The following is a 13052-nucleotide window of genomic DNA, read 5'->3' as shown; positions in this document are numbered from 1 at the left end:
ACGTGAACTTCCCCAGCCCGGACAACCATGTCTGAGCAGACGCTCGACGGCCGGGTGGCGCTGGTCACCGGGGCGGCGCGCGGCCTGGGCCGGGCGTACGCGGTCCGGCTCGCGGCGGCGGGCGCAGACGTCATCGCGCTCGACGTCTGCGCGGACTTCGACTCGACCGACTATCCAGGTTCGACACCGGACGATCTCGCGGCGACTGCCGGCGAGGTGGAGGCGCTCGGCAGGCGGATCCTGGCCCGGCAGGCCGATGTTCGGGACGGCGCCGCCGTGCGCGCGGTGGTCGACGAGGGCGTCGCCCTGTTCGGCCGCCTCGACATCGTCATCGCGAACGCCGGCATCATCCGGCTGACCTCCGGCGAGGACCGTGAGCGGATCTTCCGCGACGTCGTCGACGTCAACCTGGTGGGGGTGTGGAACACCGTCGAGGCGGCCATCCCCGCGCTGCTCGCCGGTGGCCGCGGCGGCTCGGTGGTGCTGGCCTCCTCGACGGCGGGCATCAAGGCGTCCGGCACCGACCGGCCCGGCCTGCAGGCCTACTCGGCGTCGAAGCGCGCCCTGGTCGCGCTGATGCAGGGTTGGGCGAGTCAGCTCGCGCCGGAGTCGATCCGCGTCAACACCATTCACCCCAGTGGCGTGGCCACCGACATGATCCTCAACGAGACCACGATGGCGCTCTTCGAGTCGGCCGACCCGTGGCTGCTGAGTCAGCAGAACGCGCTGCCCATCCCGCTGCTGCAACCGGCCGACGTGGCCGGCGCGGTGGCCTGGCTGGTGTCCGACGCGGCGGCGTTCATCACCGGCACCGAGTGGAAGCTGGACGCGGGTTTCCTGACGCGCTGATTCACGGGCGGCGCGACAACCGGTCGAGGACCCGGAGGAAGACGCGGCGGTCGGTGTCGGTCAGTTCGCCGAGCAGGCGTTCCTCGCCCTGCTGGATCTCTTGTTGCGCAGCGTCTTTGACGGCGCGGCCGGGCCCGGTGATCGCGAGCAGTCGCGCCCGCCGGTCGGCCGGGTCGGGATGGCGTTCGATGTAGCCCTGCGCCTGGAGTTCGTCGAGGGTCGCGATGATCCGGGTCTTGTCCGCGCCGATGGCCTCGGCGAGGGCCGCCTGCGTGCGTATCGGGGACTCGTCGAGGGCGACCAGCACGCTGTAGCCCCACATGGACAGGCCGTGCGCCTCGAGCACCGGACGTTCGGCCGCGATGGTGTCGCGTACCAGCGGCGCCAGCATCGCCGCCAGGTCGCGCCGCTTCGACCGTCCCGCCACCGCGCGAGTATAGGCATTGCCATATCGTACGCATGGGCATACGATCTACACATGCTTACCGATACCGATCTCCGTCCCCTGCACCGCCGCGCCGTGCTCGCCTCCGTCGACGCCGTCGCCGCGGTCACCCCCGACCATCTCGATCTGCCCACCCCGTGCGGCGACTGGACGCTGCGCCGGCTGCTCGCCCACATGACGGTCCAGCACCACGGTTTCGCCGCGTCGGCGCGCGGTGGCGCGACGGAACTGCAGGTGTGGGATCCCGACCGCGCCACCGCCGCCGTCACCGCCGACCCGGTGGGCAGCTACACCGCAGCGGCCGAGGACCTGCTCGCCGCGTTCAGCGCCGACGGCGTGCCCGAAGCATCGTTCGCCCTGCCCGAATTCGGGCCGGACGCGGTGTTCCCCGGGTCGGTGGCGATCGCCATGCACTTCGTCGACTACGCGGTGCACGGCTGGGACGTGGCACGCAGCCTCGGCAGGCCGTTCGCACTCGACGACGATGTGGCGGCCGCGGCGTTGTCCGTCGCGCGGATCGTCCCCGACGACGAGACGCGCGCCGCCGCCGGAGCGCCGTTCGGTCGGGCGGTGCAAGCCGGCGACGGCGCCACCGACCTCGACCTGTTGGTCGCCCACCTCGGCCGGTCACCGCGCTGGCCGGCGTGACCCCAGGCACGAGAAAACCCCGGCGACCGTGGCCGCCGGGGTTCTGCCTCTCGTGTGAGACCTAGCTGTTGATGCCCACGATCTCCTTGGCGATGTCGGCGACGCGCGTCTGCGCGGCGGACACGACGCTCGACCGGTTCTTGTGGGCCTCCTCGTAGTGGATGACCGCCCGGATGTCGGCGGCGTCCTCGAGGTCCTTCACCGCGGCCACGGCCTGGCTGACGTTGAGGTCCTCGTAGTCCGCGATCGGCAGTTCGGACGCGTCCAGCACGCCGGTGGCCGACCGGGCGTTGTGCAGCGCATCGGCCGCGTCGTCGGCGCCTTCCTGGCGGGTGACCCGCTCAGCGGCGTTCAGCGCGGCGTCGCGTGAGGCGCTGATCGTCTTCGCGGCGATCTCACCGGCGTTCACGCCCCGGTTGCGCAGTTCGTTCAGCGCCGGCGGCACCGAACGCACGGAGTCAAGCGCACGGTCGATACCGCGGGTGGTCCAGGTCACCGGCACGTTGACCAGCTTGACGGTCGCGCCGGTGAACGCCTGGATCGGCGTGCGGCGCAGCGCGGCCGGTCCGCCCAGCGCGTCCTCGGCCAGCACGGTGGTGAGCCAGTCGACGGTCGCCGCATGTGCGGTGATCAGCCGGGTGGCCAGGCTCTCGACGTCCTTGTTGCGGGCCGCGACGGCCAGCGCCTTGGTGTAGCGGGCCCGGTCGAGCAGCTGGTGCTCGAGCGCCAGGTCGCCCAGCAGCGCCTCGTCGAATGGCTGCGCCTGCTCCGTGAGTGCCTTGACGGCGGCCGCGGCACGACCCAGGAACGGGCCGATGACGTCGGGGAAGCCCCCGAGGTCGCGGATGGCCTGCTCGATGGCCTCGGCGCGGTCGCGGCCGTTCGATGCGTTCTGAGTGAGTTCCTTGCGGACGGCCTCGGTACGGGCCTGCGCCACGCGGGTCTCGGCCACCTGGATCTCGGTGGACGTGAGGTCGAGCAGCGTGCGCAACTGCGCGAGCAAGGTGGTGGTCTCTGCGGTAGTCATATGGTTAGCCCCTTTGGCGTTGACGGTGTTCTGTCGGCGCCGGTTTGCACCTGGTCATAGGGCTACCCGGTGTTGCGGGAGCGTTAAAACCAACCGCGGTGTTGCATATGTCACTATCTCGCTGACATCCGCGTCGACGCTTGTCAGAGGTCGAAAGCTGTTGTATCCGAGCGACGAATTCATCCGCCGGAGAGGTGTGGTTAGCCTGTCGAGGTGGCCGAATCGCAGCTCGAAGCACCCGCCGACGGCCGGATCCGCGTCCCGGCCGATCTCGACGCCGTGACCGCCGTCGGCGCCGAGGACCACTCCGGCGTCGACCCGGCGGCGATCGAGCGGATCTGGGCCGCGGTCCGGTACTGGTACGCCGCCGGGATGCACCCCGCGATACAGCTCTGCCTGCGTCACAACGGCAGGATCGTGCTGAACCGGGCCATCGGCCACGGCTGGGGCAACGCTCCCGGCGACCCGCCCGGAGCCGAGCAGGTGCCCGTCACCCCCGACACGCCGTTCTGCGTCTACTCCACCGCGAAGTTCGTCACCACGACGGTGGTGCACATGCTCGTCGAGCGCGGTGTGCTGTCCCTCGACGACCTGGTGTGCGACCACCTGCCCGAGTACACCGGCCACGGCAAGGAACGCACCACGATCCGGCACGTCATGACCCACAGCGCAGGCGTGCCCATCTACACCGGCCCGCGCGTCGACCTCAAGCGCATGGACGACAGCGAGTACACCCGTGAGATGCTCGGCAGCCTGCGGCCGCTGCACCGCCCCGGGCTGGTGCACATCTACCACGGGCTCACGTGGGGCCCGTTGATCCGGGAGATCGTCGGCGCGGCCGCCGGACGGAACATCCGCGACATCCTGGCCACCGACATCCTCGAACCGCTGGGCTTCCGCTGGACCAACTACGGGGTAGCGCCGCAGGACGTCCCGAAAGTCGCGCCGAGCCACGCGACGGGTGTTCCGCTGCCCGCGCCGATGCAGAAGGTCTTCCAGCTGGCCACCGGCGGGCCGCTGCACAAGATCATCCCGTTCTCGAACAGCTCGCAGTACCTGACCAGCGTGCTGCCGTCGTCCAATACGGTCTCCACCGCCGACGAGCTGTCCCGGTTCGCCGAGCTGCTGCGTCGCGGCGGCGAACTCGACGGTGTGCGGGTGACGGCACCGGAGACGCTCTACGCGGCCACCCGGCCGTGCCGGCGGCTGCGCCCCGACGTCGCGGTGGGGCTGATGCCGCTGCGCTGGGGCACCGGTTACATGCTCGGGTCGAAGCGCTTCGGCCCGTTCGGCCGCAACGCCCCTTCGGCGTTCGGCAACCTCGGCCTGACCAACGTCGCGGTGTGGGCCGACCCGGAGCGCGGACTCGCCGCCGGACTGGTCAGCAGCGGTAAGCCCGGGCAGCACAAGGAGGCGAACCGCTACACCGCACTGATGGACCGCATCGCCGAGGAGATCCCGCGCGGCGGCGCAGGCCGAAGGTAACAATTCGATCACTCCGCACATCACGATCATTTAAGAGCCGGGCGGAGATTCTGAGGAATGCGGCGCAATCTGCGGGTGCGCTTATCGAATTCCGCTGTTATTGAGGCGCATGTCACGCCGTGATCATGTAACGCTCCGCGACATCGTTTCCGCAGGCCCGCGGCTCGGGTTTGGTGTCCCGGACATTCGGCTACCTTGGTTTGCGGGGGCGGGGGATTCGCACGGAATCATTCGCAATACGAAGGACGATCATGAATTCGAGTGGTAACACCATGCGCCGGAGAATTGCCGGCGCGAGCGCAGGCATCCTGTTCGGGGGCCTGGCGGCAGCGACCATCGCAGCGCCGAGCGCCGTCGCGGCGCCCGCACAGTGCAACGCCGACCAGGTGGCCAACACGGTCAGCTCGGTCACCGGCGAGGCGCGCAACTACCTGGCCGCCCACCCGGGCGCCAACCAGGCGGTCACGTCGGCGCTCAGCCAACCGAGCCCGGCGGCCGAGGCCAACCTGCGTGGGTACTTCACCGCGAACTCGCAGGAGTACTACGAACTGCGCGACATCCTCGCGCCGATCGGCGAAACGCAGCGCACCTGCAACGTGGCAGTGCTGTCGCCGGATCTGCAGTCGGCCTACGACCAGTTCATGGCCGGCTGAATCCAGCAGTGACACAACGGCCCGCCGCCGCAGCCCCGCTGCGGCGGCGGGTTTCTTTCTGCCCGTTGCCCACTCAGAGCGGGTTGTTGTCGCGCACCCCGCCGTAGATCCCGCGTCGCACGATGAGCGGCAGCAGTATCCGATCCACCGACCAGGCCGGGAACCGGAAGGCCTGCCCGCCGGGCGCGAACACCTGCAGCCCGTCGGCCTGCACGCCCAGCACCGAACCCCAGCGTCGCTTCGGCGCCCGGTACTCCTTCGGTGAGCGGCCCTCGAACTCCGCGATGACGTTGTGCGCCAACAGCTTGTCCGCGCGGTTGCGCGCAGACGAGCGCAGCGGGTCGGTCGCCGCGACGTCCCCGACCGCGAACACCCCCGGCCGGTGCGGCACCCGCAGCGTCGGCGTCACGCGGACGAACCCCTGCTCGTCGAGCAGCTCCCCGGGCAGCCATGCGGTGTTCGGCCGCACCCGCCCGATCGCCCACAGCACCGCGTCGGCCGAGGCGGCGGGCTGGCCGCTGCGCCAGTGCACCGGTCCGCTGGTGATCTGATCGCATGCGAAGCCGTCGGGCACCAGCGCACGGTGGCCAGGGTGCAGCGCGACACCGAACTCCTCGAGCCGCCGCCGGATCCGCCGCCACACGCCGTCGTGGTGATGAGGAAGCGCCCGCTCGCCGGGGAAGTACAGGCCGACCCTTTTGGCCGGCCACGTGGCCGCCACGTTCGCGGCGGTGCTGACGGCGGCCGCTCCCCCACCGATCACCATCACGGTGCCTGCGCCGGCCAGCCGGTCGTGAGCCGCCCGCAGATCCGCCCCGACCGCGCTCGCGTCCTGCACCGTGGACTGCCGCCAGAACCCGTTGGTCACCCCCGTCGAGATGACCAGCGCGTCGTAGGGCTCCTCGTGCACCCCGCCGTCCGCACCGCGCACGGCGACCGTGCGCCCGTCGAGGTCGACGCCGGTGATCTCGCCGTGCACCGTGCGCACCCGGTCCAGGCCGCGCAGCCGGTCGAACGGGATCCAGTAGTCGCGCGCCCAGTCATGTGGCCGGCTGAGCCGGGTGCCCAGTTCCTGCCCGCTGAGCAGACCGGGTTTGGCCGAGATGCCCACCACGTCGGCCCGGCGCGCCAGCTTGATGGCCGTGAGCACTCCGGTGTCACCGAGGCCCGCGACGACGACGCGCTTGTGACTCACGCCTGCCAGGCTAGGTGGTGGCGCACGGGTGGCCGCATCCGCCGGCCGTCACTAAGCTGGCGGCTTCCCCACCGGCCGAGGAGCGCACATGCCCGCTGATGCCACAGCAGCGCCGCCGCCTGCCGCGCCGAGGCCCGCCGGGCACATCCGGCTGACCTCCCACAGCGGCGGACTCGGGGCCCCACCGCTGCACTGGGGGGCGGCGACCCCGGCGGAGCGCGGCCCGGTGGTCGGCACCACCATCAGCCGCGGGCACCGCAACGTGATCGGCACGCACAGCGGGTCCTACAGCGTGTACCGCGCACTGGCCGTCGCCGCGGGAGCGCTGTCGCGCGATCACCGCGCCGACCTCACCGACACCTCACCCACCGACCGCATCGGCCCGCACCCGCAGTGGGGCGATCCCGCGCGGATCGTCAGCCTCGACCCGTGGGGCGCCACCGTCGGCGAGGTGTTCGCCGCCGAACTGGCCGCCGGCTACGACATCCGCCCCACCATCGCCGTCACCAAGGCACACGTCGTGCTGCCCGAGGTCGCCGACGCCATCGCCAGGGGCCGGCTGGAACCAGATGGGCGCGTGCTGCTCGCCAACGGCGCCGCACTCGTCACCAAGGCGGCGATCGAACCGGTGTGGCACCTGCCCGGGGTGGCGCAGCGCTTCAGTTGCAGCGAAACGGATCTGCGCCGCGTGCTGTTCGAGGAGACCGGCGGCATGTATCCCGAACTCGTCACCCGCTCCGACCTCGAGGTCTTCCTGCCGCCGATCGGCGGGCAGACGCTCTACATCTTCGGCGACCCCGGTGACCTCGCCGACCCGGCCGTCGAGTTGACCGCGCGGGTGCACGACGAGTGCAACGGCTCCGACGTGTTCGGCTCCGACATCTGCACCTGCCGCCCCTACCTGACGCACGCCATCGAGGAGTGCGTCCGCGGCGCCCAGCACGGCGGCGTCGGCCTGGTCGCCTACTCCCGCAAGGAGGGCCGCGCACTCGGCGAGGTGACCAAGTTCCTGGTGTACAACGCCCGCAAGCGCCAGGTCGGCGGCGACACGGCTGACCAGTACTTCGCCCGCACCGAATGCGTTGCGGGCGTGCAGGACATGCGGTTCCAGGAACTGATGCCCGACGTCCTGCACTGGCTGGGCATCACCAAGATCCACCGCCTGGTGTCGATGAGCAACATGAAGTACGACGCGATCACCGGATCCGGGATCGAGGTCGGTGAGCGGGTGAACATCCCCGAGGAGCTGATCCCCGCCGACGCACGGGTGGAGATCGACGCGAAGACGGCCGCCGGCTACTTCACGCCGGGACCCGTCCCCGACGCCGAGGAACTCGCGAAGGCCAAGGGCCGGGGCCTCGAGGCGTGAGCACCGTCGCCACCACACCCGACACCAACGCCGCCACGGCGCTGCGCTCACCCGCCGTCATCCGGGAGCGGGCGCGCCATCTGCTCGACCGGGCCCGTTCCGGCGGGTCGCCGTGGTTCGCGGTGCGTGACGACGCCCTGCCGCACGCCGCGGCCGAGGTGGCCGCCGTGACACGGAAACGCTTCCCGGACTTGCGGATCCCCTACCACAGCCGCTGGCGGCACTTCGAGGCCGGCGGCGTCGACCGCAGGCAGCGCCTCGAGTCCCGCCTCCCCGCCACGGACCCGGCCGCGCGCGCCCGCACCATGATCGACCTCACGGTGGTGAGCGTCCTGCTGGACGCCGGGGCCGGGCCCGACTGGGAGTTCCACGAGGACGGCCGGACGTTCACCCGCTCCGAGGGACTGGCCGTCGCCGGCCTGCACGCGTTCGAGGCCGGGCTGTTCTCCTCCGACCCCGGCGATCCGTACCGGGTCGACGCGGCGGCACTGCGCGCACTGACGACCGACGCGCTGGCCGGCGCGTTCCAGGCCGGGCCGGACAATCCGCTGCTCGGCCTCGACGGCCGCGCGGCACTGCTGCGCCGGCTCGGTGCGGCGCTGGCGGCCCGGCCGGACGTGTTCGGTCGGCAGGGCCGTCCCGGCGGGCTCTTCGACGCGCTCGCCGCGGCCGACGGACGGCTCTCGGCCCCGGCGCTGCTGGCGCAACTGTTGACCACCATGGCGCCGATCTGGCCCGCGGACAACGCGATCGGAGCCGAGCGGCTCGGCGACTGCTGGCGCCACGACGCGGTCCCCGGGCCGGGCCTGACCGCGGGTTGGGTGCCCTTCCACAAGCTGTCACAGTGGCTGACCTATTCGCTGCTCGAACCGTTCGAGTGGGCGGGGGTGCGGGCCGACGACGTCGACGCGTTGACCGGGCTTCCCGAGTACCGCAACGGCGGCCTGCTGCTCGACACAGGAGTCCTGCATCTGCGCGACGCGGCGTGGACCACACAGACCTGGCGGCCCGGCGACGAACTGGTCGTCGAATGGCGTGCGCTGACCGTGGCACTGCTCGACGACCTGGCGCCGCTGGTGCGCTCCGAACTCGGCGTGGGCGCGCAGGATCTCCCGCTGGCGTGCATCCTCGAGGGCGGCACCTGGGCGACCGGCAGGGCGCTCGCGGGCCGACTGCGCGGGGGGCTGCCACCATTGACGGTCAGCAGCGATGGGACGGTGTTCTGACATGGCCGGGGTTCATCTCGTCGAGCACCCGCTGGTGCAGCACAAGCTGACACTGATGCGCCGGAAGGAGGCGTCCACGAACAGCTTCCGCCGTCTGCTGCAGGAGATCTCGGCACTGATGGCCTACGAGGTGCTCCGGGACATGCCGATGCACGACATCGAGATCGAGACGCCGCTGGAGACGATGACCAGCCGGGTGATCGACGGGAAGAAGCTCGTCTTCGTGTCGATCCTGCGTGCGGGCACCGGCATCCTGGACGGCATGCTGACCGTCGTGCCTGCGGCGCGGGTCGGCCACATCGGCCTGTACCGGGATCCGAAAACGCTTGTCGCCATCGAGTATTACTTCAAGATGCCGGGCGACCTCGACGAGCGCGACGTGGTGGTGGTCGATCCGATGCTGGCCACCGGCCACTCGGCGGTGGCCGCGGTGGAGCGGCTCAAGGAGTGCTCGCCGCGCTCGATCAAGTTCGTCTGCCTGCTCACCTGCCCCGAGGGGATCGAGGCGCTGCAGGACGCCCACCCCGATGTGCCGATCTACACGGCGGCGATCGATCGCCGGCTCGACGAGCACGGGTACATCGTTCCCGGTCTCGGCGACGCCGGCGATCGCATGTTCGGCACCAAGTAGCCGCGCGGACTCAGGCGGCGGTGAGGCCCATCAGCGCGTCGTCGACGGTGGAGAAGAGCGCCAGGTCGTCGTTGAGGCCGAGCACCGTGATGGGCCGGCTGGTGACCGGTCCGGCGGCGACCACTCCGAACGCGGCGGCGGCGGAGCCCCAGCGGGCGGCCAGCAGCGAGTTGATGCCTGCGGCGGCCAGGAAGCGGACGCCGGTGAGATCGACGATCACCCCGCCCGCCGGCTTCTTGCTGCAGGCCATCTCGATGGCGGTGGTCAGCTCTGTGGCGGTGCGCATGTCGACACACCCGCCGACGTTGATGACGATCGCGGAGCCCAACTGGGCCTCGGTGAGTTCGATTCCTGGAAGCGTTGTGATGGTGCTCGAGATAGAGATGTGTCCGTCCATGAGGGATTCCTCGGACTTCCCGGCGCATTCAGCGCCTTGATGGCGTCGTCTCGACGCCCGGTACTGCAGAGGGCTACGTCCCAACCCGTTGCAAGGTCATTCGTGGGAGTTCCACAGGTCGTCGGCCGCGAGGGCCGGGTGACCGCTGCACCCCACGCTACGGCAATCGGCATCCACAAGCCAGGGGGGCGTCAATATCCGGCGATGAGCCCTCCTACCAGCCACGATCGTCGTTCGGGCGTCGTATCGTCTGATTTGTGAACCTCGACGAGCTGCACTGGTTCGTGGTCCTGGCGCAGACCCAGCACATGACCGATGCGGCCGCCGAGCTGCGCATCACCCAGCCCACGCTGTCGCGGGCCCTGGCCCGCCTGGAGGAGCGGGTCGGCACCCAGCTGTTCGACCGGGTGAACCGGCGGCTGCGCCTCAACGTCTACGGCGAGATCATGCTCGAACACGCGCAGCGCAGCATCGCCGAGATCACCTCGGCCACCGATCGGATCGCGGCCCTGCGTGACCCCGAGGGCGGCACCGTGCGGCTGGCGTTCCTGCACTCGCTGGCGAGCTGGTTCGTCCCCGATCTGCTCGGCCGGTTCCGCACCGAGGCGCCGCGGGTGCGGATGCTCCTGCGCCAGGCCGCGGCCTACGACATCGCCGAGTACCTGGGCGGCGGTCAGGTCGACCTGGCGATCACCGCACCACGACCGGAGAACGGCGAATTCGGCTGGCATCAGCTCCATGTCGAGCGGCTGTGCCTCGTCGTCCCGCGCGATCACCGGTTCGCCGGGCGGCGCAGGATCCGGCTGGCCGAGGCGGCAGGCGAACCGATCGTCGCGCTGGGCGAACAGTTCGCGCTGCGCGCGCTGACCGACCAGCTGTGGGCGGCCGACGGCGTCAGTCCCCGGGTGGTGTTCGAGGCGATCGAGGTGCCCACGGTGGAGGGACTGGTGGCCGCGGGCCTCGGGGTGGCCGTGGTGCCCATGCCGGCGCCGCCCCGAGGCGAACCGGCCGCCGCGTACATCCCGCTGACGAACCCGCACGCCCGGCGGTCAGTGGGCCTCGCGTGGCACGCGGCGCGGCCGATGTCTCCTGCGGCGCGCCGGTTCGCCGCGTTCCTCGGCGCTGCCGTCGAATGATGCGTGTGGCGTATCACCGTGCTTCGTTGCATGCATTGGACACATTGATCCGCCGTTCCTAGCGTTTCCCGGGTGACCGCCACCGTCGAAGCGCTCGATCTCGACCGGAATGGACACGCGCGCGGCACCCGGGCCTACCGCCGCGCTCTTGCGGCGCTGTTCTGCGCGGGCCTGGCCTCCTTCGCCCAGCTCTACGCGCCGCAGGCGGTGCTGCCGCAGGTCTCCGCCGAACTGGGCGTCACGGCGTCGCGGGCCGCGCTGCTGATCTCCGTCGCCACCATCGGCCTCGCGGCCGGCGTCATCCCCTGGTCACTGGTCTCCGACCGGATCGGCCGGGTCAGGGCGATGTCGGGCGCGGTGGTCGCCGCGACGCTGCTCGGACTGGTGACGCCGTTCGCACCGACGATGCCGCTGCTGCTGACCGGACGCTTCCTGGAGGGTCTGATGGTGGGTGCGGTGCCCGTCGTCGCGCTCACCTACCTCACCGAGGAGATCGACCCGCGCGACGCCGCCCGCGCCGCGGGCACCTACGTGGCCGGCACCACCATCGGCGGGCTCACCGGCCGCCTGCTGGCCGGGCCTGTCGCCGACGCCACGACGTGGCGGCTCGGGATCTTCTCGGTGTCGGTGCTCTGCGCCGTCGCGGCCGTGGCGTTCATCGCGCTGATCCCGGCGCAGCGCGGCTTCATGGTCGGGCAGGCAGCCGGCCGCGGATGCAGCCTGCTGCGCCGGCTGGCCGTCAATCTGCGCTCGCCGCAACAGCTCACACTGTTCGCCGTCGCGTTCGTGCTCACCGGCGGCTTCGTCGCGCTCTACAACTTCCTCGGCTTCCGGCTGTCCGCGCCGCCGTTCGGTCTTCCGCACACGGTGATCAGCCTGGTGTTCGTGGCCTACCTGGCCGGCACCTGGTCGTCGGCCCGATCCGGAGCGGCCGCATCACGATTCGGGCGCAAGCCGGTGCTGCTTGCGGCGGCCGCGGTGATGGCGGCGGGTGTGGCCGCGACGTTGGCCACCCACGTGGTCGTGGTGCTGGCCGGCCTGGTCGTCGCGACCGCGGGCTTCTTCGGCGTGCACGCGATCGCCTCGGGGTGGGCCGCAAGGGCGGCCACCGTCGGCCGGGCGCAGGCCGCGTCGCTGTACAACCTGGCGTACTACGCCGGTTCGAGCGTGTTCGGGTGGCTGGGCGGGGTCATGCTCGACGGCTTCGGCTGGACCGGGGTCGCGACGATGATCCTCGCGCTCACCGCCGTGGCGGCCGTGGCCGCCGCCGTCGTGCTCAGATGAGTCGTGCTCAGATGAGGGCGTCGATCGCCCGGTGGATCCGCTGCTCGCTGACGGGGCGGGGAGTGCCGAGCTGCTGTGCCCACAGGCTGACCCGCAACTCCTGGATCTGCCGCGCAACGTCGCGGACATCGGTGCCCGCCGCCCGGCCGGGGGCCAGCGCGCGCAGCACCTCGTCGTAGGCCTGCTGCACCGCGTGCACCCTGGCCATCCGCTCGCGGTCGGCGTTCAGCGCGTGCGGCAGCCGCTCGAGTCGCCTGCCGATGGCCGTCAGGTAGCGGGTCAGGTCGCTCAGGTGGGCGGCGCCGGTGGCGGCGACGAAGCCGCGCGGCAGCAGGCCGGCCAGCTGGTCGCGGATGTCGGCTATCGAGTCCGCCTGCGCCGCCGACGGTGTCTGCGGCAGTGCCAGTTCCACGTCGTGCGCCGCGGCCAGCACCTTCTGCACGCGGCCGACGATGTCGAGCGTGGTCGGCACCAGCGCGCCGGCCACCCGGTCGCGCAGCGCGGCGAACTCGGCCCGCGTCCACACCGGGACGGGCGCCAGCGCGGCGACGGCGGCATCGGCACAGTCCTCGATCAGCGCCTGCAGTGAGCCGTCGGGATTGGCGCCGAGCACCAGCCGGGTGCGGGTGTCCAGAGCGCGTTCCACGGCCTTGGCCGGTGACGGCGCCGAGAGCCTCAGCAGCCGGCGCACGCCGGGTGTCATCGCG

14 protein-coding genes are annotated in these 13052 nt (G+C 71.3%); 9 read left to right on the top strand and 5 right to left on the bottom strand.

Annotated elements, in window-relative coordinates; genetic code table 11:
• Nucleotides 1-27 precede the first annotated feature (27 nt).
• A complete protein-coding gene (locus Q2100_RS16075; protein ID WP_302914889.1) occupies nt 28-849 on the top strand; it encodes a mycofactocin-coupled SDR family oxidoreductase in 822 nt (273 codons plus the stop codon).
• A gap of 1 nt (nt 850) precedes the next feature.
• Here the strand turns inward: Q2100_RS16075 and Q2100_RS16070 are convergent, their stop codons facing one another.
• Nucleotides 851-1276, bottom strand: coding sequence for a MarR family winged helix-turn-helix transcriptional regulator (locus Q2100_RS16070; RefSeq protein ID WP_302914888.1), 426 nt, complete (start codon nt 1274-1276; stop codon nt 851-853).
• A gap of 51 nt (nt 1277-1327) precedes the next feature.
• Between Q2100_RS16070 and Q2100_RS16065 the strand changes: the two genes are divergently transcribed.
• Entirely contained in the window at nt 1328-1942 is a 615-nt protein-coding gene (locus Q2100_RS16065) for a TIGR03086 family metal-binding protein (RefSeq protein ID WP_302914887.1), read from the top strand.
• Nucleotides 1943-2003: 61 nt separating this feature from the next.
• Here the strand turns inward: Q2100_RS16065 and Q2100_RS16060 are convergent, their stop codons facing one another.
• Nucleotides 2004-2969, bottom strand: coding sequence for a DUF8129 domain-containing protein (locus tag Q2100_RS16060; protein WP_302914886.1), 966 nt, complete (start codon nt 2967-2969; stop codon nt 2004-2006).
• Nucleotides 2970-3182: 213 nt separating this feature from the next.
• Between Q2100_RS16060 and lipE the strand changes: the two genes are divergently transcribed.
• The gene (lipE, locus tag Q2100_RS16055; RefSeq protein WP_302914885.1) at nt 3183-4454 is read left to right on the top strand and encodes a lipase LipE; all 1272 of its coding nucleotides are present in this window, start codon (nt 3183-3185) and stop codon (nt 4452-4454) included.
• A gap of 251 nt (nt 4455-4705) precedes the next feature.
• Nucleotides 4706-5107 carry a heme-binding protein gene (locus tag Q2100_RS16050; RefSeq protein ID WP_264014969.1) on the top strand — a complete coding sequence of 134 codons (402 nt, stop codon included), beginning with the start codon at nt 4706-4708 and terminating at the stop codon, nt 5105-5107.
• A gap of 73 nt (nt 5108-5180) precedes the next feature.
• Here the strand turns inward: Q2100_RS16050 and Q2100_RS16045 are convergent, their stop codons facing one another.
• Nucleotides 5181-6302 carry an NAD(P)/FAD-dependent oxidoreductase gene (locus Q2100_RS16045; RefSeq protein ID WP_302914884.1) on the bottom strand — a complete coding sequence of 374 codons (1122 nt, stop codon included), beginning with the start codon at nt 6300-6302 and terminating at the stop codon, nt 5181-5183.
• A gap of 88 nt (nt 6303-6390) precedes the next feature.
• On the opposite strand from Q2100_RS16045, the gene Q2100_RS16040 reads away from it, so the two are divergent.
• The 3 genes from Q2100_RS16040 to upp are packed head-to-tail and all read left to right on the top strand — an operon-like array spanning nt 6391 to nt 9528.
• On the top strand, nt 6391-7671 hold the full coding sequence (locus Q2100_RS16040; protein ID WP_302914883.1) for a GTP cyclohydrolase II: 1281 nt from the start codon (nt 6391-6393) through the stop codon (nt 7669-7671).
• A complete protein-coding gene (locus tag Q2100_RS16035) occupies nt 7668-8897 on the top strand; it encodes a URC4/urg3 family protein (RefSeq protein WP_302914882.1) in 1230 nt (409 codons plus the stop codon). Before Q2100_RS16040 ends, Q2100_RS16035 begins: the two co-directional genes overlap by 4 nt.
• A 1-nt stretch (nt 8898) precedes the next feature.
• Entirely contained in the window at nt 8899-9528 is a 630-nt protein-coding gene (upp, locus tag Q2100_RS16030; RefSeq protein ID WP_264010644.1) for a uracil phosphoribosyltransferase, read from the top strand.
• Between the two features lie 10 nt (nt 9529-9538).
• Here upp and Q2100_RS16025 read toward each other — a convergent pair whose 3' ends face one another.
• On the bottom strand, nt 9539-9925 hold the full coding sequence (locus Q2100_RS16025; protein ID WP_264010643.1) for an STAS domain-containing protein: 387 nt from the start codon (nt 9923-9925) through the stop codon (nt 9539-9541).
• Nucleotides 9926-10182: 257 nt separating this feature from the next.
• Here Q2100_RS16025 and Q2100_RS16020 point away from each other — a divergent pair, with 257 nt between their 5' ends.
• Together Q2100_RS16020 and Q2100_RS16015 are read left to right on the top strand one after the other, a co-directional pair.
• Entirely contained in the window at nt 10183-11061 is an 879-nt protein-coding gene (locus Q2100_RS16020; RefSeq protein WP_264010642.1) for a LysR family transcriptional regulator, read from the top strand.
• Between the two features lie 72 nt (nt 11062-11133).
• Nucleotides 11134-12345 (top strand): MFS transporter, encoded by a 1212-nt coding sequence (locus Q2100_RS16015; RefSeq protein ID WP_302914881.1) that lies wholly within the window; start codon nt 11134-11136, stop codon nt 12343-12345.
• Between the two features lie 7 nt (nt 12346-12352).
• Here the strand turns inward: Q2100_RS16015 and Q2100_RS16010 are convergent.
• Nucleotides 12353-13052: DUF3418 domain-containing protein (locus Q2100_RS16010; protein ID WP_302914880.1), on the bottom strand; the 700-nt coding region annotated here is incomplete at its 5' end.

The sequence above is a fragment of the Mycolicibacterium arseniciresistens genome (assembly GCF_030519285.1).
In the GTDB taxonomy this organism is placed as follows: domain Bacteria; phylum Actinomycetota; class Actinomycetes; order Mycobacteriales; family Mycobacteriaceae; genus Mycobacterium; species Mycobacterium arseniciresistens.
The sequence above is the reverse complement of the archived record's forward strand: the minus strand, read 5'-3'. Positions and strand labels throughout refer to the sequence as shown.

Bases quoted from the DNA above. Each gene is read 5' to 3' on its own strand.
- Q2100_RS16075 (WP_302914889.1), top strand. From the start codon at position 28: ATGTCTGAGCAGACGCTCGACGGCCGGGTGGCGCTGGTCACCGGGGCG.
- Q2100_RS16065 (WP_302914887.1), top strand. From the start codon at position 1,328: ATGCTTACCGATACCGATCTCCGTCCCCTGCACCGCCGCGCCGTGCTC.
- Q2100_RS16060 (WP_302914886.1), bottom strand. From the start codon at position 2,969: ATGACTACCGCAGAGACCACCACCTTGCTCGCGCAGTTGCGCACGCTG.
- Q2100_RS16050 (WP_264014969.1), top strand. From the start codon at position 4,706: ATGAATTCGAGTGGTAACACCATGCGCCGGAGAATTGCCGGCGCGAGC.
- Q2100_RS16040 (WP_302914883.1), top strand. From the start codon at position 6,391: ATGCCCGCTGATGCCACAGCAGCGCCGCCGCCTGCCGCGCCGAGGCCC.
- upp (WP_264010644.1), top strand. From the start codon at position 8,899: ATGGCCGGGGTTCATCTCGTCGAGCACCCGCTGGTGCAGCACAAGCTG.
- Q2100_RS16025 (WP_264010643.1), bottom strand. From the start codon at position 9,925: ATGGACGGACACATCTCTATCTCGAGCACCATCACAACGCTTCCAGGA.